Below are 25,503 nucleotides of genomic sequence, written 5' to 3'. Positions count from 1 at the left end.
AATTTATATCATGTTTTTTAAAACTTGTCAACAATAAATAAAAAATATTGATAAATTAGGAATGAAAAGTACATTATAGGAGAATACATAAATTGTAAAATATTGAAGTTACAATAATTAATCTAATAAATTACAAAATATAGATAGAAAACTTTATAAACATAAAATAAATACAAAATAAAATATTCAAATATATAAATTAGAAAAATTTTATAGATAAATAAAAATCTATCGATATTATGAATTGGATTAATACATTATTACTTGATATAATTCCACATGGACAGATGAAAAACAGAATGAGGGGGAATTGTAATATGAAAATGAAAAAGATATTACCTATTGTCATTGCTTCATGTATGGTTTTGCTTACTGCTTGTGGGGAAAAAAGTAATGATGCAAGTGATACAGGAAAAATAAAAGAAGGTGGAACCATAGTATTTGCCGCTGGGGGAGATCCAAGAGTATTAAATCCAATGTACGGTAATGATAGAGTTACTATGACCATAAATAACGCAGTATACTCACCATTATTCGATATAGAAAATGGTGAAAAGCAATATTACTTAGCTGAAAGCTTTACACCATCAGAAGATTTTTTAACTTACACTTTAAAATTAAAAAAGGATTTAAAATGGCATGATGGAGAGGCATTAACAGCAGATGATATAGTGTTCACTTTAGATAAAATATTAGATAAAAGTCAAAAATCTCTATTAAGAGGAGATCTTTTAGTAGATGGAAAACCTGTGGAATATAAAAAGGTTGATGACTTAACTGTTGAATTTAAAATGCCAAGAGTTATGATGAATTTTGAATCTGCATTAGCTAGTTTCTCACCTATACCAAAACATATATTTCAAGGGGAAACTGATATAGCTACAAGTACAAAAAATGAAAATCCAATAGGAAGTGGTCCATATAAGTTTAAAGAACATAAAAAAGGTGAAAGTGTTACATTAGTAAAAAATGAAGACTATTTTGGTGGAAAACCTCATATAGACACTGTAGTGTACAGAATAATAGCTGATGCTAACTCATCTACTTCAGCATTTTTAAATGGAGAAATATCAGCAAAATATGTTGACCCAAGAGATATAGACAAATTCCAAGATAAAGCTACTATAGAGACTTATGATGAGGGAATGTTAGTGAATGCTATCATGAATTTTGATAGTCCAGCTTTAGCAAAAAAAGAAGTTAGACAAGCTATAGCATATGCACTAGATAAAGATGAAATTATAAAAGCAGGGTATATTGATGAAAAATATGCACTAAAAGCATATTCAGATTTAGTACCAACCACTTTATACTATACAGATGATGTTAATAAATATGAAAAGAATGTAGAAAAAGCTAAAGAACTTATAGCTCAATCAGGAATGAAAGATATAACGTTAAATATAATTTTTACAAATGGTAAAAAGTCAGATGAAGCTACTGCATTAGTTATGCAGGAAAGATTAAAAGATATAGGAATAGATCTTCAAATCGTACCAATGGAGAGAAATGCATTTATACAAAAGCTTTTTACAGAAGGTAAAAAAGACTTTGATATGGCAATAAATGCATATGTTATGGGTAATGAACCAAATGCATATAGATCAATGTTTGAAACAGGTGCAGAAAATAACATATCTAACTATGTAAATAAAGATTTAGATAAAAAATGGGAAGCTGCTAATGGAGAAACAGATAAGGATAAGAGGAAAGAACTATATAAAGAAATTCAACAAACTTTATCAGAAGATCTTCCAATATATCCTATAACATATTCTCAATCAATAATAGCAATTGACAAGAAGATAGGTGGAGTAAAAGAAGCAAAGCCAGCGCCAATCTTTATGTTTAAAGATTTATCAAAACTTTATTTAACTGAATAAAATTTTGATAGATAAAAACTTATAAGCCTTTAGGAAAATTAAATTTTACTTGAAGCTAAGAATTAAGTTTATTACAAAGCTCCTTGTGACGCCTACAAGGAGCTTTGATATTAAAAGGAGATGTTTTATGTCAAAGTATATATTAAAAAGAATCTTAGGTACGATACCTATGTTATTAATAGTATCTATAATATCGTTTGGAATAATAAAACTTGCTCCAGGAGATCCAGTTATGGCATATGCTACTCCACAAATGCATAAAGAGGATTTAGATAATCTTAGAACTGAATTAGGACTTGATAAACCTATATATGTCCAATACGGAGCTTGGCTTTCAAAAACTATAAAAGGGGATTTGGGTTATTCAACGGTAGATTTCAGACCTGTTAAAGATAAGGTTACAGAAAGAATTGGCAATACACTTCTGCTTATGGGAATATCAATAATGGTAGCTCTCATATTTGGGATAATATTTGGTTTGTTAAGCGGATATTATGAAAATAAGTGGATAGATAAAATAGTTAGTGTAGTGAGTTATATAGGAATTTCTATCCCATCATTTTGGTTTGCTATGATGCTTATAGTAGTTTTTTCAGTTAAGCTTAACATACTTCCTAGTATAGGTATGCATAGCATAGGAAAAAATTCATTATTTGATGTGCTTATACATACTATAATGCCTGCTATGGTCTTAAGTTTTCAAGACTTCGCCGTTATCTCTAGATATATAAGAAGTAATATAATTGATGAAAAATATGAAGATTATGTTAGAACTGCTAGGGGTAAGGGACTATCAGAGAAAGTTGTATTTGGAAAGCACATATTAAAGAATTCATTGCTTCCCGTAATAACTATATTAGGTATGTCACTGCCTGGATTGATTTCTGGAGCTTTTATAACAGAAACTATATTTGGATGGCCAGGCATGGGAAGACTGGGCATTCAAGCTATATTTGGATTTGATTATCCTGTAATAATGGCTATAACACTTATGTCTTCTTTATTTCTTATAGTTGGCAACCTTATATCAGACATACTTTATGGTATGGTTGACCCTAGAATAAAGGTGGTGTCATAGTGTACAGTAATCTTAAAAAAAAGGTAATGAAAAATAAATTAGTATTGGCAAGCATAGTTATTTTAATTATTCTTGTAATAATTAGTATTTTAGCTTTTGCATCACCATATGATCCTAATGCTATTGATGTAGCCAATAAATTAAAGACTCCTAGTCTAAGGCATCCATTTGGAACAGATGATATGGGAAGAGATTATTTTACTAGAGCATTATATGGCGGACGAGTATCATTAATGGTTGGATTTAGTTCAATGATTATATCAACTATATTAGGGACACTTATAGGAACAATAAGTGGATATTTTGGAGGATGGATAGATACATTTATAATGAGAACTATAGATGTGCTTATGAGTATACCAAGCTTTTTTATAATATTAACACTAAATGTCTATTTGAAACCAGGAGTAGGTACAATAATAGTTATTATAGCACTATTTAGCTGGATGGGAGTTGCAAGGATTATAAGAGGAGAAACCTTATCAGTAAAGGAACGTGAGTATGTAGTATGTGCAGTTTCACAAGGTATAAGATCTAGGAAAATAATATTTAATCACATAATTCCAAATGTGATGCCAAGTGTTATTGTAGCTGCAACTATAAATGTTGCAAACTCAATACTTATGGAATCATCTTTAAGTTTCTTAGGATTAGGAATACAAGCACCTAATGCATCTTGGGGAAGTATGCTTCAAAATGCTCAAGGATATATTTTAGATATGCCATATCTTGCTGTGTTTCCAGGATTATTGATACTCATGACAGTCTTGTCATTTAATGTAATTGGAGATTTTATGAGAGATGTTACTCATCCTAGAAAAGTAAGATAAATAGAAAAATAAGAGTATGTACAAAAAACACATACTCTTATTTTTATTAATCATTTTTGGATTCATTATGAGTAGCATTGTAAAAGGCAGCAAAACCTCCAAAGAGAATTCCTGTTATAGGAAATACTACCCAAGAAATACGCCAAAGGCCAAAAATAAATCCTAGCAATAGAAAGATACATACAGCTATAGGCCATACAACGGCAGCTACAGCACCTATAACTTTATTATTTTTTATTTGAACCATATTGTATTCACCTAGTTGTAGAAGTTTTTTGTAAGGGTCTTGAAGAGAACTGGAGTTTATGAAAATATATACTGCAACAGTTATGATGAACATTAAAGCAACTAATCCGTAAGTAGATGCTTCATCACTTATGGCAGAGCCTAGAAATATACAAAAAGGTGAGGCTATACATAGAGAAACACCAGTTATTGTAAAGGCTGTGAACTTAGAATGATTCTCTTTTAGTTTGTTTTCAAGATAAATTTTTGAGTCTGAAGTAATAGAGAAATCACCTTTTTCAATAGCATTATATTTTTCCATTATCTGCCCAGAATATATAAATAGTGCTATAGCAGGTAGTATTAATATAAATAAAGGCATTAAAGGGACAATGTCTGTGACTCTTTCAGAAAATCCTCTTAAAATAATTTCTGATTCAATCAGCTGGTTTGTAAGGATAAGCATTGCTCCGCCTATTATGCAAAGAGATACACCTATGCTGATAAGAAAAGAAGTTCTCTTTTTATCTTCTAAATATTGAAGTATTGTGTTTTTTGACAAAGTATTTTCAGCACGTTCCTCAGGAATTTCGATATATAATTCATTTAGAAGCTCATCTATATTACCAAATTCAGAAATTACAATACCAATAGCTTCATTTTCACTCTTACCTTCATCTTTTAACTCTAAATATTTTTCTTCCATATTAGATAAAAGTTCTTCTTTTAATCTTTCGATTTCTTCTGTGTGTGGCAGGGTAGAAAACATATTTTCAATGTAAGTTTTGATAGCTTCCATTTAGTTCATCTCCTTAATAAATTTATTGATAACATCTTTAGTTATTTTCCATTCTTCACATTTAGCTTCGTAATATTCTTTTCCCTCAGGAGTGATTTTGTAATAAGTTCTCTTTTTCCCAAAGGTTTCGTTGCCAGCATAAGAAACTATATATCCGTTTTTTTCAAGTCTATTAAATGCAGAGTATAAAGTTGTTTCTTTAATTATATAAAGGTCGTTTGTTATAAGCCTTATATTTTTAGAAATTTCGTATCCATAAGAGTCATTCTCCAAAAGAAGACTCAATATAATTGTGTCGTTGTAGCCTCTAATAACATCACTGCTGATCAAGATTAAGCTCCTTTCTCTTTTTACTTTATCTGTCGTAGTAATTTAATAATATCATTTTTACTACGACAGGTAAAGTACTTTTGGGAAAAATTTTCTAAAAATAAAAAAGACCGTTCAACCGATCTTTTTAATGTTATGATTTATTTTAATGTTTAAGGTTATGCTCATTCAATAGTGTTGTCGATATTTAGAAGCTTACAATATTCTTCAAACAATAAATCGAGCACTATATCAAAACTTATTCTGGAAGTTAAACTACTACACTTATGATGAATATGCCAGGAACTATTCATGGTGCGGAGTTAAGTAAAGAGGTTGGGACTTTAGCTATAGGATTAGACCTAAATATATCATTAGGCAAACCTCTTACAAAGGCAAGTCTTTGGTTGGGGAAGATGGGAAGTTCATAAAGCCAAATAACCTTCCACAAGGATATACATACTGTGAAGAAGATTTAGAAAAAGAAATAAGAGCACAGTATGATAAATTTCTAGAGCTTATGGTCAGGAAGTCATCACATTTGGATTCACATCTTTTTAGTACAGATAAAGTTCCAGAAATGAGAAAATTATCAGTTAAACTTGCTTTAGAAAAGGATAATCCTTTTAGAAATTATGATATAGATGTATACCCTTTAAGGTTTTATCTTTTGTTTTTAGCGTAATGAATCCAGTTTGCTTTTTTATAATAGATAAATAAAAGAAGAGCACTTGTAAACCATGTTATAGGATACCCTAGGAATACTATACGTATATCATTGAAGATTGGAACAAGAGATAGAATCCATGCCATACGCATAAAGCACCAACAACAGACCATTATTATCATAGGAATAGAGGTTAAACCGGCACCTCTTAAAACTCCTGATATGGCATGAGACAGTGCTAAGAATATATAGAATGGAGCAAGAGCTTTTAGCATTAATGTTCCATAATAAATTACATCTTTATTATCTGAAAAAATTCTAAGTATATTAGGTGCAAATATAAGAAGGATAGCAGAAATAGTAAAAGTTATTACTGTACTTAAAATTATTCCAATCTTAGTTCCTTCTTTTACACGATCATACTTTTCAGCACCTATATTTTGACCGGTAAATGTTGTTAAAGCCATAGAAAAACTCATAACAGGCAATATTGCAAAGCCATCAACCTTGGTATAAGAGCCGCAACCTGCCATAGCCAAAGTTCCAAAGCTGTTGATATTGCTTTGCACTACCACGTTAGAGAAGGAAACTATGGCATTTTGGACTCCACTAGGAAGTCCTATTTTTACAATTTTTAAAACTTGGGCTTTATGAAATTTTATATCTTTTAGAATAACACCATACTCTTTTTTCCCTTTCATAAGCACATACATAGTTAAAGCTGCGCTTATACATTGAGCAATAAGAGTAGCTAATGCAACGCCAGCAACACCCATATTAAAGTTTATAACAAATACTAAGTCAAGAACTATATTAACTGCTGATGAAACTATTAGAAAATAAAGAGGAGTTTTAGAATCACCAATGGCACGAAGGATTCCACTACCCATATTGTAAAGTATGATTCCGATAATTCCTCCGAAATATATCTGAAGATATAAAATAGATTCAGGCATGATGTCTTCAGGTGTTCCCATAAGTCTTAATATAAGAGGGGAACATATAACACCGATTAGAGTAAGGATGATTGATCCAACAACAGCTAAAGCCATGGTAGAGTGAACTGCATCATGAAGCCTTTCTTTATTTCTAGCACCATAATATTGAGATATAACAACACCAGCACCAACAGAAATTCCCATGAAAAAGCTGACTAGAAGATTAATTATAGGAGTGGATGAGTTGACAGAGGCAAGAGCATTACTTCCTACATAGTTTCCTACAATAACAGAGTCCACAGTATTATAAAGCTGTTGAAATAGATTTCCTAAAAGAAGCGGAAGAGCAAAGTTCATAAGCTGCTTTAAAATAGAACCTTCGGTCATGAGGCCCTTAGTTTCTGAATTTGTTTTCATTATTTAAAATCCCCCCAATTTAGTAGTTACTTTGATGTAAAATAAGATTTCTTATAAACAAGAAATCTTATATTATATCTTAACACTTTATGAAAAAAGTTTCTATTAATCAGTGCAATTAACTAAATTTAGTATAAAGATACAATACATTATCTGAGGTATGATAATAAAAAATACTTTAAAAAGAAAATATTTGAATAAATATCTTCAATAAATAATTTATGGAAAAATACATATACTAAAAAAATATTAAAAGTGCTACTTATAAGATTGGAGATAAATTATGAAAGCTATAATAGTAATAATTGTAGTTGCATTACTTTTGAAAAAATTTTTAAAACTTTATAAACCTATGATAAAAGGAAATATAGGAGAAATTAAAGTAAAGTTTAAATTGAAATTTTTGCCAAAACAATATAAGACTATAAATGATGTTATGCTCTCTAATAATAAAGGAAAAACTGTTCAAATAGACCATATAGTAGTTGGAAATAATGGAGTTTTTGTTATAGAAACAAAGAATTATAGCGGTACAATTTGCGGCGTAGCAGATGAAGTTTATTGGAAACAAATATTTCAAAAATCTAGTCATGATTTTTATAATCCTTTATTTCAAAATAAAGGACATATTATAGAACTTCAACATAAGTTAAAAAAACTTGGACATATACCAATTTATTCAGTGATAGTATTTGGCGAAAGTTGCAACTTGATGCTTCCAGATTCTATTACTAATGTAATTTATATGAATGACGTAAGAAATTACATTAAATCTTATGAAAGTGAATTGATTATAGATAATAACAGTATAGAAAAAATAATAAAAGTAATAAAAGAAAATAATATAAAAAGTTTAAGAAATAAAAGAAAACATAGAATTTATGTGAAACAAAAATATAAATAACCAAGGGTATTTATCGACATTTCGTACATAATAATAAAGCCAACTAAAATAATTGTAACAATATTTGTACGTTTAGAATATTATCATTGTATTAAGATATTAAGATATTAAGATAATTTAAGAATATTTATGTTTAAATTTTAATCAATATAAAGTATAATTTAAGAAGTGAACTTTAATAAATAAGAGATGAGGAATGAACATTGTTAGTAAATACCCATAAATTAATTGGCAACATGTTGTTAGACCAGTTAGATTTGAATAAGTATGAAATGCTAAAGAGCAATTCCTTTCTTTGGGGTAATATAAAACCAGACTGTGCATCTAAGTATAAGTTCAAAAAACATTATCAAGAAGAAAGCTTTGAAATGATAACAAAAAAGATAGAGTTTTTATCTTCATTGACACTTGATGATTTAGGCTATGTATATAATATAGGCAAGTTTAATCAAGAATTAGGAGTTATATGTCATTTTTTATGCGATTTCTTCTGTGTTCCACATTATGAAAGATGGGAATTTAAGAGTGCTGATGCCACAAAGAGACATATAATATACGAAAGAGAATTAAATAAATATTCAAAGGATTATAGATTTAAGAGCGAAACATTTAACGATTTTAAAATTGATGATATTGATACATTTTTATTATCTTTTTTAGATGAGTATAAAGAAGAACAAGATTATAGAAATGATTTAAGCTATGCTTATTTTATATGCTATAATGTTTTAAATTCTATACTTTCTAATGTAGTAAGAAATAGCAAAAATCGAAAGTATATAACCATACTTGGTTGTACTGCTACTAAAAAATTTAATATAGCATATTAAAGAACTCACTTACCCTAAACAATTAAGGGTAAGTGAGCTTTTTTTTATTTATAGGTCTTGTTCTTTTTTAGATTTTGCTAGCATAGAACCAATTAGTATAGTTAAAAAGCCGAATAATAAAAGCACATTTGTATCTACAACAGAACCAGTTTGAGGAAGCTTGTCCTCATAAGAAGGTTTATCAATAGAATTATTATTATCACTAGGTTTTTCAGGAATATAAGCTTTTATATCATCTACTGTTATGGATTTTACATTTGGTGTCCTTCCATCTGCAGACATAGGAACTGATATAGTTCCATCATTCAATAATTGTACAGCTAACGCTCGTAGTTCAGGATTCCAATTGTTACCGATGATTTTCCAGTTATTATCTAATTCTGGTGATATAGTACCACCTTTAACATTTATAATGTAGTCTCTAATTAGCTCTCTAACGCCGCCTATGTCACCCTTGATATCCTTTTCAACAAGTATTGGAAGATCTTCTCCTTTTTGATATATAGGGCCATAACTTAATAATTGAGAGTTTGCTCTATAGTTATTTATAGCTATCTCAAAAGTCTCATTATCTTTTATAGGTGTACCATCCATCCAGGTTAAATTAGTTATTCTATTTCCAGCTTCTTTTGAAATATCAACATCGTATTTAACCCCAGAGAACATATCATAGTTGTATCCTCTTATATTTTCATTAAATGAAACGGTCAAATCTCCATCTTTATAAGTATTATAGTAAGAAGCAGACCACTCCATGTATTTCTTTAATTGAGCTCCAGTCATTTTTAATTTATAAAGAGTATTATCATATTTGTAAATTAATGATGTATCACATTTTTTTATATTTCCTTCTAGCATATTTGCCCTAGAGTTGAAAGCTGCAGCAGCAGATACTTTTGCACCGCTATAATGCATTTGAACTTTGTTGATTAGATTAATCATTGCAGTTTCTTGTATTTGAGATGTAGGAATACCTTTAGCTTCATCAGAAGGAACTAAATTACCATCTACAAGTTTTCCTATTACCTCATTAGCATCTGAAATAGCTCTTTCATTATAAGGTTGTAATATTTTAACTAAATCTTCATCAGGAGCATAGTTTGAAATTGTATTAAGTTTTGAAGATTTATCAACAACACTATACGTACCATCAGTTCCTTTAGTTAATTTTAAATTTATTTGTGCTAAAGTTTTTGCACCGTTTTGATTTTCAACGATAAGCACTCCATTTCTAGTCACGCCAGAAACTTTTTTATGTTCATGAGCAGCTACTATAGCAGTAAGTTCTGGACATGCATCTGCTATTTCATAAGCACTTGAACCAACGGTGCCATATTCGCTTCCTTCAGCTACGTGAGAAACAGCTATTATTATATCAGCTAAATTATTATTTTTAATTTCAGCTATAGCTTTTTTTGTTTCATCAACAGGGGTTGTTACCTTATAACCAGCATCAGGAATGTTAACCTTGTCCCATCTTTCTATATTTTGAGAAACAGTTCCTATTATAGCTATTTTAACTCCAGCTTTCTCAATTATTGTATAAGGTTTGAAAACTCTATTTCCATTAGAGTCATATAGATTGGCACAAAGAAAATCAGCAGTGGATTTGCTTACAATATTTTTTAATGTAGGAACTCCATAATTGAACTCATGGTTTCCAGCAGTTATTGTATCATACTGAATTCCATTCATAGCAGCAATCATTGGATGAATGCTGTCATTTAAAAATAAGGCTGAAGAATTGTCTTGAATTATATCACCAGCATCAACTAAAAGAGTGTTAGGATTGACTTTTCTAAGTTCTTTTACAGCTGTAGCTACTTGAGCTAAACTTCCAGATTTATCAGTAGTATTTAGAGAATAATCATAAGGCATAAATCTTCCATGAGTATCACTAGTAGCAAGAATTTGTAGATTTACTTCATTATCTGCAGCTTTTGCATTTGTTGTAAATCCAGATTGACACATGGTGGAGAACATAGCAAAGGCAACTAAAAATGAAGTACATCTCTTGTTGATTTTTCCTTTAAACAATTTTAAAACCCCTTTCAATAATAGTAATATTATGAATTCCAATCGTCTTTAAAGAATTAATTGTTATTAATGTAAAATTTAGGCGAATAAAATTCATTTAAATTATACTTCTAATATACCAATGTGTAAACTAGATATTTATATTAAAGAAAAAATATTAAAAAATCATGAAAAATAAACCATTTTATGGTAAAATTAAAATGTGAAGAAATAAAAAAGGGAGGTAAAAGATATGAATATTAAAAAAATGTAAAAATATAAATCAAAAAGCTTAATGGGGTTCAAGATATTTATAGGGTTTTTAGTAATTTATTTATATGTATATGATAATTAGATGGTATAAGGCGGGATAATATGAATGAGGTTATGTATGAGGAATCTGTTTCAAAAAATGAAATTAATTTGGAAATCAGAGATGTTAAATTGGAAGATACAGAGGAAATAAAAGGGTTTTTATTTAATTTGAAAGATGAAAGCAGAATTTTTATGGCGTTATGCGAGGGGATATCTCTAAGTTATGAAGGAATATATAATTATATAAACTCAATAATTGAGCGTAAAAATAGTCTTGGGATAGTTGGGCGTGTAGATGGAGAGATAGTAGCTATTGCAGGAGTGATAGGGGACAAAAAAAGTATATGTTCGCATAATGGAGAATTATTCGTTTTAGTAAGGCGAGAATACTGGGGAAGAGGAATTTCTAAAATAATGATTGCTAATATTGCAGCTAAGGCAAAAGTAAGAACAAAGCTTAAAAATGTTATGTCAACTTTAAATATTGAAGATGGATCTATTATAGAAGCATATGAAGAAATGGGATTCAGAAAAGTTGGTGTATATAGGAATTATTATAAAATAGGAAGACAATTCTGTCATGGAATAATAATGGTGCTAAATATCTAAAATTGCGAAATTATATTAAATTACGAAAAATGTATATTAAAGCTTTGTTTATTTTACTATAGATAAGAATACAGCTAAGGAGGAGTTCTTAATGAACTATAAATACAGAATAGAGGATTTGAAAAAGAATCTAGAATCATTAGAAGATTTAGTTAGTTTTATAAATATAGAAAAAAGTTTAGAAGATATATCTTTAACTCATTGTTTTTTAATTAAAAATGTGATTGATTTACATAAAAATGAGGAAGGTGTAGAAGAAAATAAACTGCTATCTTCTACTTGTGATATAAGAGAAAGTTTAAAGAGAACTCAAGATAAAAAACGATGTAGGGGACTTTATACATTCAACAATGAAAACTCTTTTTACTATATATTCGGAGATATTCACTCTGATTCATTATCTGTAATTAAATTTTTAGATAGAATTGATTTTATAAAGAGAGTTTTGAATAATGAAGAAATTTGTATAATATTCCTTGGTGACTATGTTGATAGGGGACATGCTCCTTTTAAAACCATAGAACTTATACTTCTACTAAAATATATTTTTCCCAAGAATGTATTTCTACTTAGAGGAAATCATGATGGAGGAACATTAATATCTAATGATGAATACAAGCTTTGCGTAGGAAGAAATGAAGGAACAACAGATGATGATTATTTTACGGCTCTAACATTCAATAAACTAAAAAAAATGAATATGCCATTAATGTTACTTGAAGACTATCATAGATTTTTTAAAAGCTTATGTACTATAGCTTTCGTTAAAAATGGTGAAGATATAGTTATGTGTGTTCACGGAGGTATCCCACGTCCACAAAACGATAAATATGATTTTATAGAAAAATTAAGTGATCTATGCCGTGAAAGTATAGTGGACAGTATTGGAAGAACCATAGTTCACAATACATTGTGGAGTGATCCTGCTGAGAATTTAGACATGATAAGAGATGGTGGAAGATTTTATTTCTATGAACATCAATTTAATGAATTCCTAAAGAAATTTTCAGTATCAAAAATAATAAGAGGTCACCAAGCATTTTGCGGTGGATATAAGGAGTTTTTCAACGGAAGGCTTATAAGTATATTTTCATCAGGAGATATTCCAAATTTAAAAAATGATGAGACTGCCTATAATGGAATGGAACCATGTATTTTAGAATTAAATAATGGAAAATATAAGGTGGTAAGACTATAGAATTTTAAATAAGTATGTTTAAACAAAAATAAGGTGTGGGGGATCACACCTTATTTTTTATTTATTAAGGGATTTTATGAAAATAGGTTAGAAAAGAAATTACCTATGTTGCGAAGAAATTCACCTATTTTTGAAAAAAAGCTTTGGGCCTCTTCGCTGCCTAATTTTTCCTTAAGTAGACTGCTTACATCATTTAATTGATCTTTAATCTTTGAAAAATCTAAATCCAAATCATTTATTTTATCCATTAAAGCTGTAATCTTTTCTATATCTTCATCGCTAAGTTTGTCCTTTATATCTTTATAGCTTGAAGTAGTTTTTTTAACTATATTTTTTACATCTTTTTCGCTTTTTGGATTTTCTTTTACTACTTCTTTTTTAATTTCATTTATAAGACCTGCAGCTTCATCTTGTCCAATTTTTTCACCAAGATTTCCTGTTACAACTAGTTCTTCATTAGCTGCTTCTTTTTTATTCTCATCTATTTTTTCCCCAGCACTACTATTTTCGAAACCCTTTAATATTCCAGTAAGTGCAGCAGTTCCCGATACATTAAAGGGAGCTCCTACAACTACATTAGCATTTTCGATTCCAGCAGTTATAAGGGAATTCTTTATCATATTTTCAGTAACCCAATGTATATTATTTATGGAGATTTTTAGTCCGCCTTTATTAGTAGGTTCTATATAAGAGCAGGATATAGCTTTTAAACCTATCTGTTCTTTTGTTGCAGCTTTACCTAGATATTTAAATTCTTCATCATTAGTAACATAAACTATATTAGCTTCTTTCTTTGTAACACCAAAATATTTTAACATTGATTCTTTTTGACTTTCAGTTAAATCCGCCCCTAAAGTTACTACCTTTAATGAATCAGCTTTTGCAGTCTTCATAGGAACAGCTATGCCTAAGGATAGACACATAATTAGAGCTAATGCTTTTGAAAAAGTTTTCTTAAATTTCATATTCTCACTCCTTATCTTTATCAATTATACCATTGGCAGCTTAAAAAAATGTTTAAATAAGGTTACGAAATCCTTAAAATTACTGTTATAAATCTTAAGATAATAATAATTTTATTTTTACACAAACTATAATATATAAGTCTTAATTAAGGAGGAGTTTTTATGGAAAAAGTATTTTCATTTAGAGATGAAAATGGAAATGTAGTAAAATACAAGGTCAAAGAACATGTTGAGGTTGGAAAAAATGAGTATGTAATAATGTGTCCAGAGAATAGTTGTGCTAATTATGAAGTTTTTAGGTTTGAAAAAGAGGAATTAGATTTAGTAGAAGATAGTGATGAATTATCCAGAATTAAAGCAGTTTCTAAAGTTTTGTAAAATAAAAAGGTATGACAATTTTAAAGCTTTGTCATACCTTTTATTATTTATTTTTTACTTTGTCTTCATTGATAAGATTCATACATAAGTCATAAAGCTTATCAGGGCAGTAAGATAAACTTAGATTTTTCATATTATTTTTCAATTCAGTCAAAAGTTTAGGGTTTTCAATAAGCTTATTGATTTCTGAGTTAAGTTTGTTTAAGTTGTTTATGTAAACAGCACATTTTTTTTCAACTAAAAAATCTCTATTGTCTGTCTCCTGACCAGGTATAGTAAAAGGAATCATCATCGGTATATTTGAGACAACGGCCTCCGAGGTTGTAAGACCACCTGGCTTTGTTATGAGCAAATCACAATTAAACATTATAGAAGCTACCTTTGAGGTGTATCCTAAAATGGTAAGGGTTTTATTATGATAATGATTAGAATATCTGGAAGTTAAATGTTCCTTTAACTTATTGTTATTGCCACATACAACTATTATATCTAATGGATTAGGATTATGAACAATTTTTTCTAGTACAGAAGACATATTATCCATTCCCATTCCACCTCCCATAAGCAGTATGGACATGTTCTTTTTATTTGTTAGATCTATATCGTCATGTGAATTTTTATAAAAATCACTTTTCACAGGAATACCTAATATTTGTATTTTAGAAGGCTTTATACCTCTTTCTATAAGACTTTCTTTTGTGCATTCATTAGCAACTATGTATAAGTCTATTTCTTGACCTATATATGTATAATGTGCTTTAAAATCAGTAACTATAGAAACTATAGGGATAGATATAAGATTATCTCTTTTTAAACGGCACAAAATATTTATAGCTAATGGATGCGTTGAAATTATAAGGTCAGGTTTTATAGAATTTATATAATTTAAAACTTTTTTTCTAACTGTATGAAAAAACACTTCTGTGGCAGGCACTATAAACTTTTTATCACTCATTCTATAGGCTACCCCATATAAAGCTGACAGTTTGTTCGCATACACTTCATATCCATCAACTATAAATGCATTCATAAATTTATCTGTTTTAAAGAAATCATATATAGTAACATCATTATGTTCATTTTCTAAAATCATTTTTGTAGCTTCTGCAGCTTGATTATGACCGTTGCCTGTAGAACTAGTCAATATTAATATTTTATTTTTCATCTCTATACACACTTTCCTTTGTGGATTGCCATAAACTTTAAAGGCTAGTATTTATATAATTTTATTGCATATAACAATATAATAAGATAATTATACCAATAAAATATATACTTTAAAAGGAATTTACTCCATGAGTCCTTAATATATCATAAAATCTTAATATGTACAAGGTTTAAGCAGCTCTAGAAATTATTTAAGGGCTGCTTAAGATAATTAAATTTAATTTATAATGACATAAGAATACAATTGTAGAAATCATTATGAATAAATATATCGATAAGAAGTTCAAAAACTAAACCTTTATAATACTGATGATTTAAAGCGTTGATAAGATCTCTATAAAAAATCATAGTATCTAACTTTATCTTTTTGATGGTGTGAATTCCTTCTTTATATGACTTAGGAATTTCAAAATTTATTTCTTGTTCTTCTAAAGGAGAATTAGTGAAGAAACAAAAAATTTCTTTAACAAGTTTTTTGTGATTTCTATCATCATCAGAAATCCTTAAAAGCATTTCTTTACACTCGATAGAGGAAGCTAAGGTTAGTAGGTATTGATTTAATATTTCTGAATATTTCAATGAGGATATGATATCTGAACTTTGCTGTAAAATTTCTTCTAAAGATTTATAGTTTTTTGATGCTGGAACATTCCTAGCGAATGAATAAAAGGGGTTAAACATAAAATCCACATAAATCACCTTAAAAAATAATTATATGGTATTTTATGTTAATTTATATAAGAAGGTTACATCTCTAACATGGGATTTATAAATTTATATAAAAACTGATTGTAATGTAGAGGTTTAAAAGAATATTATTATTCTAAAATACAAATCCTAGTAATGTACTATAAATTTCAATCGAATATTAGGAGGTAGGAAAATGGAATTAAAAGATAGTAAAACTAAAATAAATCTTATGAGAGCTTTTGCTGGAGAAAGTCAGGCGAGAAATAGATATAATATATCTGGAGCTGTAGCAAAGCAACAAGGTCTGTATATAATACAACAAGTTTTTGATTATACTGCTAACCAAGAAAAAGAACATGCAGAGGTATTTTATAATTTTTTAAAGGAATGTGGTGGAACTAATATAAATATAGAAGGAGGATATCCTGTAGATATTTATGATACAACTGCAAAGATTCTTAGAGCAGCAGAGCATAACGAGCATGAAGAATCTGATAAGGTTTATATAGATTTTTCTAATGTAGCAAAGGAAGAGGGATTTACTAATATATCTAAAGTTTTCGAGAATATAGCAAAGATAGAAAATGTCCATGAGAAAAGATTTGCAAGATATGCTGAAGAGTTAGAAGCAGGGACACTTTTCAAAAAAAATACTGATGTAACTTGGATGTGCACTAATTGTGGTTTTATTATAGAAGGAAAAGAAGCTCCAGCAGCATGTCCTGTTTGTAAGCATCCTCAAGGATATTTTATATTATATGCAAATTCTATGTTCGAATAAAATTATATACTTTTAGATAATAAGCACTTGAATTATTAAAATTAAAAAGACCTTGGGTAATCCAAGGTCTAAAGTTTTGACTTTATTATGTTTTCTACTGTAGTATGAAGTTGTTTTTCCTCTTCTTTAGTCAAAGTGGAAGTTTCAATCATAGGATGGATATATAAATCAACTTCAGCTGGTCTAATTCTATTATTATTAGCTTCCATAAGTTTATAGGAACCTTTTATGGTTACAGGAACTATAGGAACTTTAGCTTTTGTTGCAAGCTTAAAGCTTCCAGCTTTAAATTCACCCATAGCATCACCTTTGCTTCTAGTCCCTTCTGGGAAAATGACTAATGAGTAACCATTTTTTAATATGTTTACACCTTCTATAATAGCGGCAGCAGATTTTTTTAAACTGCTTCTATCCATGAAAACACAGTGGATATATTTCATCCATGTACTTATAATAGGAATTTTTTTCATTTCAATTTTGGATATATATCCCTTAGGTTTATCTATAAGACTCATAAATAAATTAATATCAAAATTACTTTGATGATTGCTTATAAAAAGTACTGGAATATCCTTTGGTATATTTTCTAGGCCATGAACATTAATCTTAGCACCACTTACTTTTAGTTGAATTTTAGCCCAGTTAGCAGTGACAGCGTTGGAACAAGAGTCTCTTTTTTCTATAAGTCCTTTTTTGTCCAAGTACTTTGCTCTTAGGATAAAAGGACTTGTCAATATCAATGATACTACAAAGGTAAAGTACCAAATTATAGTTCTAATCATAATAACCTCCAATAAAAAATCTGTTATAGATAATTATATCTATTTAAGGGTGATTTGAAAAGCACAAGAATTTTATATTTATAAGATTGGATGATGAGATGATTTTTAATTTACATTTAACTTATGCCTTTTCTTGACATAGTACTAGATGAAAAAACTTTGCAAAAATATGAACAACTTAATATATTATAGTGAAAACACTTTTAAAAATAAAGATTATATTACATAATTAGATAGTAGAACTTTAAGTAACCAGGAGGAAAGAATATGGAACTTCACATATTTGAATTTATAAAAAAAGTAAGTGAATATATGGATGAAAATTCAGCGGGATTTGAAGAGGCTTCTAATTATATAAAGAAGTTTTTTGATGATAATTTAAGAGATTTAGATGAAGGATATTTAAACATAAATAGCAGAGTAAAATCTATACCGAGCCTTAAAGAAAAAATTTTGAGAAACAGCTACTATAAATTTTATGATGGTGCAGAAGAGTTTCTGGACAATCTTCATGACCTCATAGGCGTAAGGATAGAGTGTAGGTTTATAGAAGATGAAAAAGCTATATATAGTAGTGTAAAAAGATTATTTAATATACATAAGGGAAAGGGATATTACTGTTCAGAACTTGATGAAAATTTAGTTTTAGAGTTAGATAGTTCTCAACCTCAAGTACAGAAAAATGGCTTTGAGATTTATAGGATTGATGGGGCGTATATCAAAGATGGGCAAAAAATAAACTTTGAGCTTCAGATTAAATCTTTAGTTAATGTGTTCTGGGGAGAAATTGAGCATAAAATAATTTATAAAAACAATAATTACACCATGGGAGATGACTATATAAAACAGATGCTAGTTTCTATAAAGAAAAATTTAGCAATGATAGATAATCAGCTTCTTATAATAGATAATCAGTACAACAGGTTTAACGCTATAGATCCACATATAAGAAGGTCTCAACTTGAAAAATTATTAGCGAAAATCACCTACGAAATATTTGCTACAAAGATGAAAGAAAGCATAGGTTTTAATGTGGACTTCAAAAAATCTTGTGACTCCATAGTAGATTACATGGTGAGAACCACTAGTTTTTTAGGAAATGATCCTTCGGAGATGATGATAAGAATTCTAACAAGATTAAATGAAATTGGAAAGTTAGATGTTGATTTCAGTAAGGAGATTGTATTTGAAAGAGAAATAGTATTTGAGGATGAATTTTCAAGCATAATATCGGAAAAGATAAAATCTCTTATAAACACGGATTTTCAGTGGTATTTATTTTTTAGAATATTATTTGAGATTGAAAGAGGAAATAATGCAGAGGATTTTGAAGGATTTATAATTTTTGTTCAGAATAGATTTTTAGGAAATGAGGCTTTTTCAAAATTATATTATAATGTAGATAAAAATTTAGGAAATGAAATAAAAAATAAAATTTTACTCATTATAGCAGAGGATTTTAATTCTATAGGAAATATTTCTTTCATTCATGAAGATATAATAGAAGAAATAAATTCACATGTATCAAATGCTATTGATCTTATATGTAATGGAAGTACAAATAATAGTATAGATGATAAAGAGCTAGATATATATTTGAGTATATTTAATTACAATGTGCAATCAGCTTTGGGTGCAAAAATAGAAGTTAGCTGCATAGTTGATATCGTAAAGAAGATAAAGAATACTATTCCTAACAATCTTCGTAGAAATTACAGTCTCGAATATATAAATGAACTTTTAGGAATCAAGAAAAATTAAGGGGGAGAATGCAATGATAAATAATGTAAATTGTTTGGTTTGTGGGAAAGAGCTAAAATACTATGAGGAGAGTATACCTATGGTATGTCATTATTGTGGGAAATCCTTCGAGTCTAATGCTTGTTGTGAAGCTGGTCATTATGTCTGTGATTCATGTCACAGTATGAGTGCATATGACATAATAAAATCTTACTGTAGCTCATGCAAGAGTACTGACCCTGTAGAGATGGCTGAATCTTTAATGAGTCATCCTTCAATAAAAATGCATGGTCCAGAGCATCACTTTTTAGTTCCAGCTGTACTTTTAACAGCTTATTCAAATGCAGCTAATCAAGAAGAAAAGCTTCCATTTATGATTAAAGAGTGTGAAAAAAGAGCTAAGAATATACTTGGAGGATTTTGTGGATTTTATGGTGCTTGTGGTGCAGCAGTAGGAACAGGAATTTTTATGAGTATAGCTTTAGGAGCTACTCCTTTATCTAGTGAAAAATGGGGAAAATGCAACTTGATGACTGCAAAATCATTAGAAGCTATAAGTTCTTTTGGTGGGCCAAGATGTTGCAAAAGAGATAGTTTTTTGGCTATAGAAGAAGCTATAAAGTTCTTAGATGAGAACTCAATAGTTAAGTTAGATACGCATGAATACAAATGTAAATTTTCTTGCAAAAATAGCGAGTGTTTGCGAGAAAAATGCAAGTTTTATTTTAAATATTAATAGAAATACGTGAAAGAGTCTAGGGGGATTAATTAAGTAATCCCTCTTTTTTTATGATAAATATAAAAAAAGACTATTGATTTTTTTATAGAATTGATATAAACTTCCTAATGGGCGAACTTTAACGTCTATAAAGTAAAAAATGTTCACTTATATAAATCTAGTAATAAGGGCTAGATGTTTCTACCGAACTACCATAAATAGTTCTACTATAAGTGGGAAAGCTAATACAATTTCAAATTAAATTCGCTAATTTTAGGAGGATGTTATTATGAAATATGATGTAATAATCGTAGGAGCAGGTCCCGCTGGAATATTCACAGCATTAGAGCTAATTAAAAAGGGTTCAAAAGATAAAATATTGCTTTTAGATATGGGTAAAAGCATAGATAAGAGACATTGTCCAAAAGATAAGACAAAGGTATGCGTAAATTGTAAACCATACTGTCATATAACAACTGGATTTTCAGGAGCTGGAGCATTTTCAGATGGAAAACTTTCTTTAAGCTATGAAGTTGGAGGAGACCTTCCAAACCTAATAGGGAGCGATAAAGCTCAAGAATTTATAGATTATACAGACAGCATATACCTTGATTTTGGAGCAGATACAAAAGTTGAAGGTGTAGAAAACAATGAAGAGATAAAAGAAATAAGAAGAAAAGCTATTGAAGCTGGATTAAAGCTTGTAGATTGTCCAATAAGGCATTTAGGAACTGAAAAAGCACAAGAGATATATCTTAAGATACAAAACTATTTAAAGGATAATGGGGTAGAATTAAGATTTGATACTATAACAAAAGATTTAGTTGTTGAAAATAATGAAGTAAAAGGTGTTGTAATTTCAGATTCAATGACTAAAACAAAAGATGAAACAGTATATGGAGAAAATGTCATAGTTGCCACAGGAAGAAAGGGAGCAGATTGGCTTAAAGATATGTGCACAAAGCATGATGTAAAACACCATGCAGGAACTGTTGACTTAGGAGTTCGTGTTGAGATAAGAAATGAGGTTATGGAAATGGTTAATAATGTTTTATATGAATCAAAATTAATCGGGCATCCAGCACCTTTTAAAGATAAGGTAAGAACATTCTGTCAAAATCCAGGAGGTTTTGTAAGCCAAGAGAACTATGATAATAATTTAGCTGTAGTTAATGGACATTCATATAAAGATAAGAAGTCAAACAATACAAATTTAGCTATATTAAGCTCACACAATTTCTCACAGCCTTTTAATCAGCCTATAGAATATGGTAAGAAGGTTGGAGAGCTTGTAAATATGCTTGGAGATGGGCATATAATAGTTCAAAGATATGGAGACATATTAGATGGAAAAAGAACTTGGCAAAAAGAGCTTGATCAGACAAATGTGAAGTACACCCTTCCAGATGCTGTGGCAGGAGACCTTACTGCAGCTATGCCATATAGAACTATGACTAATATACTAAATTTTATAGCGGCAATGAATGTGATTGTACCAGGCTTTGCAAGCAGTGAGACATTGCTGTACGGACCAGAAATAAAGTTCTACAGCAATAGAATAGATATAGATAAAGATACTTTCGAAAGTAGCATAAAAGGTCTTTACTGCTTAGGAGACTCAAGCGGATGGACTAGAGGTCTTATGATGGCTTCAGCTATGGGAGTAATCATGGCTAGAAATTTGATGAATAAATAAGTTTTATATCCACAAAATATTATTACCCTAGATAAAAATATTAAGGAGGGATAATATTTATGGAAAAGAATAAAATTATTAAAGTTAAAAAGAACTCTGATGGTGATATAACAGATGTTATGTTAGAGAATGGAGAAGTTCACTCAGTAACAGAAGCTATATCTATGGCAAAGAATGAGTTGATAGATGGAGTAAACGTAGGAAAAGCTAAAAATGGAAGAGAATTTATAAGAAGCAATCCTAACGGAAAAGAAAACGACAATCTAGATGAACTTCCAAATTTCGATTAATAAATAAAGAATTAAACTTAAAGAGCCTATCATTTTAAAGTGATAGGCTCTTTCTATAAAAAAGTTATTTTTTTAAAGCAGCATATTTAAAACATTATTTAAATCTTCAATTATATCGGTAGCATCTTCAAGTCCTACAGAAAGTCTAACTAAGCTATCGCTTATGCCTGCTTCAGCCCTTTCTTCAGCACTGTAAGGTGAATGTGTCATAGAAGCTGGATGTTCTATTAAGGACTCGGCATCGCCAAGACTTACAGCAAGTTTACAAAGTTTAACATTATCCATAACCTTTATGCCTTCCTCTAAACCACCTTTTAATTCAAAGGCTACCATACCACCAGGAAGTTTCATTTGCTTTTTCGCTAACTCATATTGAGGAAAAGATTTAAGCCCTGGATAGTATACCTTTTCAACAGCTGGATGAGATTCTAAAAACTCAGCTACCTTCATAGCATTAGCACAGTGTCTATCCATTCTTATAGCCAAAGTCTTGAGACCTCTTATTATTAGAAAAGCATCAAAGGGACTTAAATTTGCACCTGTCATATCTTTTATGCCAAAGAATCTTACATTATCAATAAATTCCTTTGTTCCACATACAAATCCTGATATTACATCGCCATGACCGTTAAGATATTTTGTTCCAGAATGAATAACAACATCAGCACCAAGCTCCGTAGGTCTTTGGATATAAGGTGTACAGAAAGTATTGTCCACAAAAACTAAACAGTTTTTATTTTCGTGAGCTATTTTACTTATTGCCTCTATATCATTTATTTTTAGAGAAGGATTTGCAGGAGTTTCGAGATATACTACTCTAGTGTTTTCTTGCATAGCTTTTCTTATATTTTCAGGATCAGAAGCATCACAGAATGTTACTTCAACACCATATCTTGTTAAACCATGATTCAAATATGCAAAAGTACATCCATATAATGTGTCAGATGCTACCACATGGTCGCCAGCTTTTAATGCTGTCCACATAGCTGCTGATATAGCCCCTATACCTGAAGCAGTTGAAATTGCAGCTTCAGTACCTTCCAATAAAGCAAGTTTTTCTTCTAACGAAGTATTAGTTGGGTTTCCCAATCTAGAATATATATAGCCATCTTCTTTTAAAGCAAATCTATCTCCACCTTGTTTTGCATTATCGAATACAAAAGTAGATGTTTGATATATAGGTGTAGATAGTGCACCATATTGATTTGGTTGATGCCCACCATGTATGGCTCTTGTAGCAAATCCCTTGTTCTTTAGATCCTTATTATTCATTAATACAACCCCCTATTGTAAAAATATCTTATGATTAAAGAATAAAGCAAAGTTTATACTTTTACAATAAGCATACTGAATCTTTGAAAAATTTAGAAAAAATAATTAGTTTAATAATCATAGAAAAAGTTGATAAAGATATAAAAAGGAAAAGTATTTTAATACTGAATATTAATGAAAACTAAAAAATGAGTACAAAGTATTAAATTTTATTTTTTTCTTAAACTTGCACAAGGATGTAATGAATTTTTAAAGAATATGTGATATATTATTTTACACTTAAGTTCTTTTAAGGAGGTCTTTAATATGAAAGAACAAATCTATTATAATGGTGAGATTTTGACCATGGAGAATAATAACTATGTAGAGGCTATCTTTGTAAGGGATGGAATAATAGAAAATGTAGGAACAAAGGAAGAAATTTTAGAAAAAAAGGGAAATGACACTGAAGTCATTGATTTGGAAGGAAAAACTTTAATTCCAGCTTTTATAGATCCTCATAGCCATATAACGGCTTTTGCAAGTACATTAGTTAGTGTTGACTTAAGTGGAGCAGCTAGCTTTGATGAAATAATAGAAAAGATAAAAGCATTTAAGGAAGGTAGAAAATTAGTTGATGGGCAATGGATAAGTGGATTTGGATATGACAACAACTATTTAATAGAAAAGAAACATCCAGATAAATCTGTTTTAGATAAAATTTCTTTAGATATACCTATAATAATTGCTCATGCTTCAGGACATATGGGAGTAGTTAATTCTGCAGCACTTAAAAAACTTGAAATAAATAGTGATAGTGTTAATCCAGAAGGTGGAGTTATAGGAAGGTACGAAAATTCTAATGAACCTAATGGATATTTAGAAGAAAATGCTTTTACTCATACAGCAGGAAAAATTCCTCAACCATCATTGAAAGATGTATTAGGATTTATTGAAGAGGCACAGGAGAGATACTTGAGCTTTGGAATTACTACAGTTCAAGATGGAATGGCAGGAAATAATGAAATTAGACTTTTAACTGCTATGGCTGAAAGCAATAGATTAAAAGTAGATGTAGTAGGATATGTGGATTTGAAAAATGCTAAAAGTGCTGCTGAAAGCAATAAGAAGTACATAAATAAATATTTTAATAGATTTAAAATAGGTGGATATAAAATCTTTTTAGATGGATCACCACAAGGAAAAACAGCATGGCTTACAGAGCCTTATGAAAGTTCTGATGATGAGTATAAGGGATATCCTATATACAAAGACGAAGAAACAAAGAAGCTTATAGGCGTAGCTTTAAAGGAAAAAATGCAGCTTTTAACTCATTGTAATGGAGATGCTGCAGCAGATCAGCTTATAAATGGATTTAAGGAAAATATAAAAGAAAATAATTATACCGACACTTATCGTCCTGTCATGATTCATGCTCAAACTGTGAGGTATGATCAACTTGATGAGATGAAAAAGATAAATATGATTGGTTCTTTCTTTGTTGCACATACTTATCATTGGGGTGATATTCATATCAAAAATTTAGGTCGTGAAAGAGCATTTAAAATAAGTCCAGTAAAGACAGCAAAAGAAAAAGGAGTTGTGTACACTCTTCGCCAAGATACTCCAGTAATATTACCTAATATGCTAGAAACCATATGGTGTGCAGTTAATAGGATTACAAAAGAAGGTGTAGTTATAGGAGAACAGGAGAAAGTATCTCCACTAGATGCTTTAAAAGGTGTAACAATAAATGCGGCTTATCAATACTTTGAAGAAGATAAGAAAGGTTCAATAAAAGAAGGTAAATTAGCTGACTTAGTCATTTTAGACAAGAATCCTTTGAAGGTTGATCCTATGACCATAAAAGATATAAAAGTAGTTGAGACAATAAAAGAAGGAAAAACATTGTATAGAGCTAAGGAGCAAGAATGATAAGGAAAGATAATGATTAAATAAGGACATTAATTATCATATTTTGACTTGAGTAATATAAGTAATATAACAAAAAAGTTAGAATTTTATTA

Annotated in this window: 25 protein-coding genes and 1 riboswitch; of the genes, 16 read left to right on the top strand and 9 right to left on the bottom strand. The window is 29.6% G+C overall.

The window, feature by feature from the left end; all coding sequences use genetic code 11:
• Positions 1-317 precede the first annotated feature (317 nt).
• From KQH81_RS12405 to KQH81_RS12395, 3 genes are all read left to right on the top strand, one after another.
• Positions 318-1,883, top strand: coding sequence for an ABC transporter substrate-binding protein (locus KQH81_RS12405; protein WP_027639175.1), 1,566 nt, complete (start codon positions 318-320; stop codon positions 1,881-1,883).
• Positions 1,884-2,010: 127 nt separating this feature from the next.
• The gene (locus tag KQH81_RS12400) at positions 2,011-2,961 is read left to right on the top strand and encodes an ABC transporter permease (protein ID WP_027639174.1); all 951 of its coding nucleotides are present in this window, start codon (positions 2,011-2,013) and stop codon (positions 2,959-2,961) included.
• 26 nt (positions 2,962-2,987) lie between these two features.
• Complete coding sequence (locus KQH81_RS12395; protein ID WP_230029285.1) at positions 2,988-3,791, top strand: ABC transporter permease; 804 nt, start codon at positions 2,988-2,990, stop codon at positions 3,789-3,791.
• Between the two features lie 46 nt (positions 3,792-3,837).
• Here KQH81_RS12395 and KQH81_RS12390 read toward each other — a convergent pair whose 3' ends face one another.
• Together KQH81_RS12390 and KQH81_RS12385 are read right to left on the bottom strand one after the other, a co-directional pair.
• The gene (locus KQH81_RS12390; protein WP_230028345.1) at positions 3,838-4,815 is read right to left on the bottom strand and encodes a permease prefix domain 1-containing protein; all 978 of its coding nucleotides are present in this window, start codon (positions 4,813-4,815) and stop codon (positions 3,838-3,840) included.
• The gene (locus KQH81_RS12385; protein ID WP_027639633.1) at positions 4,816-5,145 is read right to left on the bottom strand and encodes a PadR family transcriptional regulator; all 330 of its coding nucleotides are present in this window, start codon (positions 5,143-5,145) and stop codon (positions 4,816-4,818) included.
• A 266-nt stretch (positions 5,146-5,411) separates the two neighbouring features.
• On the opposite strand from KQH81_RS12385, the gene KQH81_RS12380 reads away from it, so the two are divergent.
• A complete protein-coding gene (locus KQH81_RS12380; RefSeq protein ID WP_178311473.1) occupies positions 5,412-5,555 on the top strand; it encodes a hypothetical protein in 144 nt (47 codons plus the stop codon).
• Complete coding sequence (locus KQH81_RS12375; protein ID WP_178311471.1) at positions 5,528-5,809, top strand: ChbG/HpnK family deacetylase; 282 nt, start codon at positions 5,528-5,530, stop codon at positions 5,807-5,809. Before KQH81_RS12380 ends, KQH81_RS12375 begins: the two co-directional genes overlap by 28 nt.
• On the opposite strand, the gene KQH81_RS12370 is transcribed toward KQH81_RS12375, so the two are convergent.
• Positions 5,788-7,146 carry an MATE family efflux transporter gene (locus KQH81_RS12370; RefSeq protein WP_230028344.1) on the bottom strand — a complete coding sequence of 453 codons (1,359 nt, stop codon included), beginning with the start codon at positions 7,144-7,146 and terminating at the stop codon, positions 5,788-5,790. The genes KQH81_RS12375 and KQH81_RS12370 overlap by 22 nt on opposite strands.
• Positions 7,147-7,429: 283 nt before the next feature.
• Here KQH81_RS12370 and KQH81_RS12365 point away from each other — a divergent pair, with 283 nt between their 5' ends.
• Entirely contained in the window at positions 7,430-8,050 is a 621-nt protein-coding gene (locus KQH81_RS12365) for a nuclease-related domain-containing protein (protein WP_230028343.1), read from the top strand.
• Positions 8,051-8,253: 203 nt separating this feature from the next.
• Positions 8,254-8,880 carry a zinc dependent phospholipase C family protein gene (locus KQH81_RS12360; protein WP_099336291.1) on the top strand — a complete coding sequence of 209 codons (627 nt, stop codon included), beginning with the start codon at positions 8,254-8,256 and terminating at the stop codon, positions 8,878-8,880.
• A gap of 48 nt (positions 8,881-8,928) precedes the next feature.
• Here the strand turns inward: KQH81_RS12360 and KQH81_RS12355 are convergent, their stop codons facing one another.
• The gene (locus KQH81_RS12355; protein ID WP_230028341.1) at positions 8,929-10,917 is read right to left on the bottom strand and encodes a 5'-nucleotidase C-terminal domain-containing protein; all 1,989 of its coding nucleotides are present in this window, start codon (positions 10,915-10,917) and stop codon (positions 8,929-8,931) included.
• Between the two features lie 354 nt (positions 10,918-11,271).
• On the opposite strand from KQH81_RS12355, the gene KQH81_RS12350 reads away from it, so the two are divergent.
• Positions 11,272-11,820 carry a GNAT family N-acetyltransferase gene (locus KQH81_RS12350; protein ID WP_027639625.1) on the top strand — a complete coding sequence of 183 codons (549 nt, stop codon included), beginning with the start codon at positions 11,272-11,274 and terminating at the stop codon, positions 11,818-11,820.
• 91 nt (positions 11,821-11,911) lie between these two features.
• Positions 11,912-13,018, top strand: coding sequence for a metallophosphoesterase family protein (locus tag KQH81_RS12345; RefSeq protein WP_230028340.1), 1,107 nt, complete (start codon positions 11,912-11,914; stop codon positions 13,016-13,018).
• A gap of 74 nt (positions 13,019-13,092) precedes the next feature.
• On the opposite strand, the gene KQH81_RS12340 is transcribed toward KQH81_RS12345, so the two are convergent.
• On the bottom strand, positions 13,093-13,983 hold the full coding sequence (locus KQH81_RS12340; protein ID WP_230028339.1) for a DUF1002 domain-containing protein: 891 nt from the start codon (positions 13,981-13,983) through the stop codon (positions 13,093-13,095).
• A gap of 162 nt (positions 13,984-14,145) precedes the next feature.
• Between KQH81_RS12340 and KQH81_RS12335 the strand changes: the two genes are divergently transcribed.
• Complete coding sequence (locus KQH81_RS12335; protein ID WP_027639622.1) at positions 14,146-14,361, top strand: DUF1292 domain-containing protein; 216 nt, start codon at positions 14,146-14,148, stop codon at positions 14,359-14,361.
• Positions 14,362-14,404: 43 nt separating this feature from the next.
• Here KQH81_RS12335 and KQH81_RS12330 read toward each other — a convergent pair whose 3' ends face one another.
• Complete coding sequence (locus KQH81_RS12330; RefSeq protein WP_027639621.1) at positions 14,405-15,526, bottom strand: MGDG synthase family glycosyltransferase; 1,122 nt, start codon at positions 15,524-15,526, stop codon at positions 14,405-14,407.
• A 224-nt stretch (positions 15,527-15,750) separates the two neighbouring features.
• Complete coding sequence (locus tag KQH81_RS12325) at positions 15,751-16,218, bottom strand: hypothetical protein (RefSeq protein ID WP_027639620.1); 468 nt, start codon at positions 16,216-16,218, stop codon at positions 15,751-15,753.
• Between the two features lie 193 nt (positions 16,219-16,411).
• Between KQH81_RS12325 and rbr the strand changes: the two genes are divergently transcribed.
• Positions 16,412-16,999, top strand: a complete 588-nt coding sequence (gene rbr / locus KQH81_RS12320; protein ID WP_027639619.1) for a rubrerythrin — start codon at positions 16,412-16,414, stop codon at positions 16,997-16,999.
• A gap of 68 nt (positions 17,000-17,067) precedes the next feature.
• On the opposite strand, the gene KQH81_RS12315 is transcribed toward rbr, so the two are convergent.
• On the bottom strand, positions 17,068-17,781 hold the full coding sequence (locus tag KQH81_RS12315; protein WP_230028338.1) for a lysophospholipid acyltransferase family protein: 714 nt from the start codon (positions 17,779-17,781) through the stop codon (positions 17,068-17,070).
• A 267-nt stretch (positions 17,782-18,048) separates the two neighbouring features.
• Between KQH81_RS12315 and KQH81_RS12310 the strand changes: the two genes are divergently transcribed.
• The 4 genes from KQH81_RS12310 (at position 18,049) to KQH81_RS12295 (ending at position 22,225) form a co-directional block, all read left to right on the top strand.
• Positions 18,049-19,542: a GTP pyrophosphokinase gene (locus tag KQH81_RS12310; RefSeq protein ID WP_099336526.1), complete on the top strand. Its 1,494-nt coding sequence runs from the start codon at positions 18,049-18,051 to the stop codon at positions 19,540-19,542.
• Positions 19,543-19,555: 13 nt separating this feature from the next.
• Positions 19,556-20,257 carry a DUF5714 domain-containing protein gene (locus KQH81_RS12305; RefSeq protein ID WP_230028337.1) on the top strand — a complete coding sequence of 234 codons (702 nt, stop codon included), beginning with the start codon at positions 19,556-19,558 and terminating at the stop codon, positions 20,255-20,257.
• Between the two features lie 130 nt (positions 20,258-20,387).
• Positions 20,388-20,489, top strand: a riboswitch (purine riboswitch).
• A 39-nt stretch (positions 20,490-20,528) separates the two neighbouring features.
• A complete protein-coding gene (locus KQH81_RS12300; protein WP_027639616.1) occupies positions 20,529-21,935 on the top strand; it encodes an NAD(P)/FAD-dependent oxidoreductase in 1,407 nt (468 codons plus the stop codon).
• Positions 21,936-21,994: 59 nt separating this feature from the next.
• Positions 21,995-22,225, top strand: a complete 231-nt coding sequence (locus KQH81_RS12295; RefSeq protein WP_027639615.1) for a DUF3892 domain-containing protein — start codon at positions 21,995-21,997, stop codon at positions 22,223-22,225.
• A gap of 72 nt (positions 22,226-22,297) precedes the next feature.
• On the opposite strand, the gene megL is transcribed toward KQH81_RS12295, so the two are convergent.
• Positions 22,298-23,497, bottom strand: a complete 1,200-nt coding sequence (gene megL, locus KQH81_RS12290; RefSeq protein ID WP_230028336.1) for a methionine gamma-lyase — start codon at positions 23,495-23,497, stop codon at positions 22,298-22,300.
• A gap of 306 nt (positions 23,498-23,803) precedes the next feature.
• On the opposite strand from megL, the gene KQH81_RS12285 reads away from it, so the two are divergent.
• A complete protein-coding gene (locus tag KQH81_RS12285; protein ID WP_230028334.1) occupies positions 23,804-25,411 on the top strand; it encodes an amidohydrolase in 1,608 nt (535 codons plus the stop codon).
• The last annotated feature ends 92 nt before the right edge of the window (positions 25,412-25,503 follow it).

Origin of the sequence: Clostridium cadaveris, assembly GCF_020911725.1 — a bacterium.
Taxonomy (GTDB): domain Bacteria; phylum Bacillota; class Clostridia; order Clostridiales; family Clostridiaceae; genus Clostridium_X; species Clostridium_X cadaveris.
Note: the sequence above shows the minus strand (reverse complement) of the source record. Positions and strands in the feature narration are given on the sequence as shown.